Raw genomic sequence first — 6,184 nt, 5'->3', positions numbered from 1 at the left:
ACGTCGAGCCCTCGGACCGGGCGCGGCCTCGCGGACGGCTCGGCCCGATCACCGGTGGCCTGCGTTACGCCCCCCGGACGGAGCCGCCGTCGCTCGCCCCGCGGCACCGGGCCGATGCGCCGGCGGTCGAGGTGACGGTCGGACGCATCGACATCACGGTTCGAGCACCCGCCCCCGCCCGGCCGGCGCAGACGGCCCGCCGGTCGCCCGACCCGACCCCCGCGCTGACACTGGACGAGTACCTCCGTCGCCGGGAGACGGCGCCATGACCACCTCCCTTGGCATCGCGGCGACGACCGCCGTCCTGCGGCAACTGTTGCAGAACGAGGTCACCGCAGCCAACGTGGCCGGGTCGATCGGCGGTTCGGTCACGGTCAGCGCGCTTCCGCCGGATCGGATCGACGTCGCCAACGAGAAGGCCCAGCTCAACCTGTTCATGTACCAGGTTCGGCCCAACGCCGGTTGGTCGACCACCGCGTTCCCGTCGCACGACGGTTCGGGCCGTCGGCTGACCAACCCACCGCTCGCGCTGGACCTGAGCTACATGCTCAGCGCCTACGGTGCCAAAGATTTCGACAGTGAGATCCTGTTGGGCCTGGGCGCTCTCGTGCTGCATCAGACCCGAGTACTGAGCCGGGACCTGGTCGCCGGAACATTCTCCGGTGGTGCGCTCCCGCCCGACCTGACCCTGCTCGCGACTGCTGGCCTGGACAGTCAGGAGGAGCTGGTCTCGCTGTCCATGGAACCGATGACGGTCGACGACCTGTCCCGGCTCTGGCAGGTCTTCGGCGAGAAGTACCGCCCGTCGATCGCGTTCCAGGCGCACGTGCTGCTCCTGCGGGGGGCCGACGCCGCGTCCGCGCCCGGGCCACCCGTGAGCCGCGCCCGGCTGGCGACCAGCACGTCGATCAATCCGACGATCAGCGCCGTCCAACCGGTGATCGTCACCGCGGGTCCGACGGCGACAATCACCCTGGTCGGTACGGGCCTGCTGGCGCCGGGCGCCGTTGCACGGTTCGGAACCGGGGCGAGCGTGCCCGCGACCCCCCCGTCGTCCACCCCCAGTCGGGTCGTGGCCCCCCTCCCGTCCGCTCTGCTGGCCGGCCTGAACACCGTGCGGATGGTGTTGCCCAGCCTGTTCGAGTCCGACGAACGCGGCGGGCCGGAGTCCAACACGGTGCCGTTCAGCCTGCGGCCGGCCTTCGCGGTGGACGGCGGCGGTGCCCGCGTCATTACCTTCACCCCGCCGGGCCCTGGCTCATCGGCGTCGACGACGCTGACGGTACAGCTGGTGCCGCCGGTCGCGCGTCGGCAGGAGGTCACGCTGCTGCTCAACGAGGTCGGCGCACCAGCCGGGACGGTGGCCCACTCGTACACCTTCTCCGCGCCATCCCGGCAGGACGACCCGGCCGACACGACGGACACCATCGCCTTCGCGGTGACCGGGGTCAATCGGGCGCGCTACCTGGTCAGGGTTCGGGTGGATGGCGCGGAGACCGAGCTCACGACGACCGGCGGGGTCTACGACCAGCCCTCGGTGGACCTGTCGTGACCGCCGAGGTGACACTGTCCGACCGGTTGCACGCGGTCCGCGCCGCGCTGGCCCGTCAGCTCGACGAACCGGCTCCGCCGCCGCGGCCGCCGACCGGCCGGGACGGTCTGGCCGGCCTGGTGGGCCGGTGCGGGCTGACCCCGTTCGAACGGGACGTGCTCGTCCTGGCGGCGGGTGTGGAGCTGGACGACGAGCTGGCCCGGCTCAGCGGTCGGGTGCTCGGCGACCCGGCCTGGACGTGGGCGAGTTTCGGCCTGGCCCTGCGGGTCCTGCCGGAACCGCACTGGGACGCGATCACCCCCGACCGGCCGCTGCGGGGTCTGGCCCTGCTGCACCCCGATCCGCGGGCGGGCGGCCTGACCCTGGCCCGGCTGCGGGTCGATCCGCGGGTGCTGCTCGCCCTGCTCGGCCTGGACAGCGGGGACGAACAGCTCGCCGAGTTCGCGTTGGTGCTCACGCCCGACCCCGGGCTGCTGCCGGCCGGGCAGGCCAGGCAGCTCGACCGGTTGGCCGCGGAGTGGACGGCCGGGGACGCCCGACCCCTGCTGCTGCGCGGACCGGCCGACGCGCGCGAGGCCTTCGTCCGAGCCCTAGCGGACCGGATCGGGTCGTCCCGGGTGTGGCAGCTGGCCGCGACCGCGCTGCCCGCCGACGTGGCCGAGCTGACCGCGCTGGTCCGCCGCGCCGCCCGGGAGACCCGATTCGGCGGATCACCTTTCGTGCTGACGTTGGACGACGCCGACCCCGGCCAGCTCGGTGCCGCCCGGCGGTTGGCGCACCGGTTGGCCTCGGCCGGGCCGCGGATCGTCGTCTCCGGCCCGGACCCGGTGGCCGGTCTCCCGGCTTCCGCCCGGATGCTGGATCTGCTCGATGCGGACCCGGCCGAGCAGCTGGCGGTGTGGCGTCGCGCACTCGGTCCGGCCGCGGCCGGGCTGAACGGACACGTGGAGCGGCTCGCCGGTCAATTCCGGCTGCCCGCCGACCACCTTCGGGCCGTCGCCGGCGAGATCGCCGGAACGGTCCGCGAACGGCCGCCGGCCGAGGTGGCGGACGAGCTCTGGCACTCCTGCCGGATACGGACCCGCGCCGACCTAGATGGACTGGCCGAACGGATCGTCCCCGACGCCCGGTGGCACGACCTCGTGCTCCCCGACCGCGAGCTGGCTGCGCTGCGCGACCTGCTGCGTCACGCCCGGCACCGATCCACCGTGTTCGAGACCTGGCGGGTCGCCGGCGGGTCCCGACGCGGCGCCGGCGTCACCGCGCTGTTCACCGGTCCGAGCGGGACCGGAAAGTCGCTGGCTGCCGAGGTGATCGCCGCCGAGCTGGACATCGACCTGTACCGGGTCGATCTCAGCCAGGTCATCAGCAAGTACATCGGGGAGACGGAGAAGAACCTGCGCAAGGTCTTCGACGCGGCCGAGCACAGCGGCGCGGTGCTGGTGATCGACGAGGCCGATGCCCTGTTCGGGCAGCGCAGCCAGGTCAAGGACAGTCACGATCGGTACGCCAACGTCGAGATCAGCTACCTGCTGCAGCGCATGGAGAGCTACCGCGGGCTCGCGGTGCTGACCACGAACCTGCGGTCCAACATCGATCAGGCCTTCGTTCGCCGCCTGGCCTTCATCATTGCGTTCCCCTTTCCGGATCTGGCGGCACGCCGCAGGCTGTGGCAGTCGGCGTTCGGGCCACGGGTTCCGGTCGCGGCGCTGGACGCCGATCGGCTCGCCCAGCTCACCCTGGCCGGCGGCAGCATCCGCAACGTCGCCGTGCACGCGGCTTTCCTCGCGGCGGAGCGGGGAGACGCGGTCACCATGGCCGATCTGTTGCGCGGCGCGCACAGCGAATACGCCAAGCTGGAGCGCTCGCCGACACCCTCCGAGTTGGCCGGGTGGCCCGGATGAGCAGGATGGGCGGGCGGGCTCGAGGCTGCCGAGCGAATCGTCGGTGCAGGTTCCGGCTTCCCGATCGGGTCGACCGAGCTGCCGGGTCGACCACGGGGACGTCGGCATGAGCGGCCCACCGCGACTCGGCCGCCGGGTGACCCTGCGCATTGAGCGTCTGGTGATCGACGGCGTATCGATGAGGTCTGCGGAGCGCCTCGCCGCGGCGTTCCTCGACGAGCTGCGCCGGCTCGTCGAGGCCGGCATCGCGCCGGGCGGTGTTGCGGACCCCGTGGTCGACGCCGAGGAAAGTCCCGACGCGGCCGGCCGGCTCGTCGCCGCGGCGGTGTTCTCCCGGCTGAATCCATCCCAGTGGGACGGATGCGGCGATGGCTGAGCTCGTGAGGGCCCCGGTCTCCCACCGGGCGCGACCGGCCCGGTCCGGCGCCGACCCGGATCGGATCCGCGGCGCCCGACAGCGGCTGGACCAGCTGGCCGACCTCCCGGCACCGGTGGACGCCGGGCGGCCGTTGCCCCCACGGCTCGCGGACTTCGGCGCCGACCTCGCCACAATCCGACTGCACCACGACTGGTTTGCCGACGAGCTCACCGGGGCCCTGGACGCCGAGGCGGTCACCCACGGACCGCACGTCTACCTGGCCGCCGACGCGCCCGACCCGTCAACCCCGGCCGGCTGGATGCTGATGGTGCACGAACTGTTCCACAGCATCTCGCACCATGCGCCGGGATCGTCGTCGGAGGAACCCGAGGCGGAGCGGGCCGGACTGGTCGCATCCCGGGCGAGTGAGGCGGCCGACGGTCCACCCGTCGTCCTGGCGGACCCCACCGGGCCCGACCCCGTCGACAGGCGCGAATCCGGCCCACTCCCCCGGCCCCGGTTCGCCGGCGCCCGCAGGCTCGGTCGGCGGGCGAGGGCGGCGTCGGTGCGTGCGGGTTCCGACAAGTCGCGGGTGCCCGACGTGGTGTCGGCGGGCGAAGCGCTGGTGCGCCTGGTGAGCCGGCTGTTCGAGCGCAATCCCGACGACCACGGTGGGCGGCTTGCCTCGGTGTTGGCGCGGCTCGAACCGCGGCTGCGTGACGACGTGGTCACGGCCGTGGCGGACCGCAGCGGCGGGCACGTCGGCGCGCAGCTGCACGAGCTGGAGGGGCAGCGTCCGGCCGAGGACGGCGGTCACCCGGTGGACGGCGACGGCCCCACGGTCGACTTCATCGAGAAACCCGGCGCGACCGACCCCGATGCGGATCAGGCCCCGCCCGTGGGCGAGACCCCACGTGTGGCTCGGGCATCGAGAGTCGGCGAGAGTCCCGCCGCAGGCGGTACTCCCGCCGACATCATAGGTCCCGCCGCCGAGCCGACTCCCGGCGAGGGGTCGGACACCCCGGCCGACCGAACCTCGGGGGCCGCACCGCCGGCAGCGACCGAGGGCGCCGGCGGCGAACTCGGGGGCGATTCCGTCGCCGACGAGCAGTCGCCGGCACGGGCTGCCGTCCAGACTCCGCCCGTGGAGCCGCCATCGTCGACCGGCGCCACGACGCCGGCCGGCCCGGCCGGAGCGGCACCGGGCGAGGCACCGGCACCCGAGGTGCCGATGGGGGGCGAGGCGCCGACGGCGACGGGTCCACTTCCCGGGACCGCCGCGGCCGACGGTCCGGCATCCGGGCCCTCCGTGGCTCCCGACGGCGAGCCGACCAGCGCCGGGATCGAACCCGAGGTCGCGGCCACGCCCGCCGAACCGGCCGACCCGCAGACAACTGACCCAGACGCCGGCAGTGCACCTGTCGGGAGTGCGCTCGCGGACGGCGCCGCCGACGGCGACACAATGGGTGGTGGCGCGGCCACGGGCGAGCAGATCGAGGACGTGACCGAAGCAGACATTCCCGGCACGGAAACCGCCGGCCCCGAGCCGTTGTCGGCGCCCGTAGACAACGCCGAAGCGGACGCCGGCAGGGTCCCCGAGATCGACCAACGCCCGACCGAGGACGCCTCGACCAGTTCGGCGGACGATTCGGCGGAGCCCGCGCCTGAGAGCGCGCCCGAACCCGAGCCCGCCACCGAATCCGAGGCCACCGCCCCCGAGTCGTCGTCGACGGGCGGGGCGTCCGCATCGGGCGAACCGGCGGCGCCGCCGGAATCCACCGGCCCCGAGAGGGTCGGGTCGACCGACGGGACCGTCGACAGCGCGACGAGCGGCGGCGGGCCCGCGGACAACCGCGTCGAGCCGGCCACCGAAACCGAGCCCGCCACCGAGCCGACCGCCGATCCGGCCGGCGCCGCCGCCGATCCGGCGGCCGTCGCCGCTGCGGCCGGGATCTCGACGACCGGTGCGGGCGACGGCGGCGAGCTGACGGACCCACCGGTGCCCAGCGGCGGTGGGGGTGGCGGCGGGGCCGCCATCGCCGACAAACCAGTCGCCGATCCGCCCGACGTCTCGGCGATGGACCCGGCCGGTGCGCTCGGCGCGGCCGCCGCGATGCCGGCGACCCGGCTGCTCGTCGCACTCGGCGGGGTCACCGCCGCGGCCGGCCGCGAGATCGGTGCCGAGAACGCGGACCTCACCGCCCATCCGCCGTCGATGCAGCGGCCATCCGGTGTCCCGGCCGACCGGGACGCGTCCCTTCCGCCCGCGGCACTACCGCCGTTGCCGGTCGCGCCGGACCGCACGGTACCCGGACTCGCCGGCGGCCCCGGGGCCGAGCCACCGACCGCCGCTGCGCGAGGGTGCGCACC

The 6,184-nt window shown here is 74.4% G+C and carries 4 protein-coding genes and 1 pseudogene; all 5 read left to right on the top strand.

What is annotated here, in order from left to right; all coding sequences use genetic code 11:
* Positions 1 to 269: pseudogene (locus ACOJUF_RS06145) on the top strand (hypothetical protein); the annotation flags it as partial.
* Positions 266 to 1,552 carry a DUF4255 domain-containing protein gene (locus ACOJUF_RS06140; RefSeq protein WP_420120979.1) on the top strand — a complete coding sequence of 429 codons (1,287 nt, stop codon included), beginning with the start codon at positions 266 to 268 and terminating at the stop codon, positions 1,550 to 1,552. The pseudogene ACOJUF_RS06145 and the gene ACOJUF_RS06140, both read left to right, overlap by 4 nt.
* Positions 1,549 to 3,456 (top strand): AAA family ATPase, encoded by a 1,908-nt coding sequence (locus ACOJUF_RS06135; RefSeq protein WP_420120978.1) that lies wholly within the window; start codon positions 1,549 to 1,551, stop codon positions 3,454 to 3,456. Before ACOJUF_RS06140 ends, ACOJUF_RS06135 begins: the two co-directional genes overlap by 4 nt.
* A 136-nt stretch (positions 3,457 to 3,592) precedes the next feature.
* A complete protein-coding gene (locus ACOJUF_RS06130; RefSeq protein WP_420120977.1) occupies positions 3,593 to 3,832 on the top strand; it encodes a hypothetical protein in 240 nt (79 codons plus the stop codon).
* Positions 3,825 to 6,184, top strand: a 2,360-nt coding sequence (locus tag ACOJUF_RS06125) for an eCIS core domain-containing protein (protein ID WP_420120976.1), incomplete at its 3' end; no start/stop codon positions are given. The genes ACOJUF_RS06130 and ACOJUF_RS06125, both read left to right, overlap by 8 nt.

The sequence above is a fragment of the Nakamurella sp. genome, from assembly GCF_048594475.1.
Classification (GTDB): Bacteria; Actinomycetota; Actinomycetes; order Mycobacteriales; family Nakamurellaceae; genus Nakamurella.
This window is presented reverse-complemented; position numbering and strand designations above follow the sequence as displayed.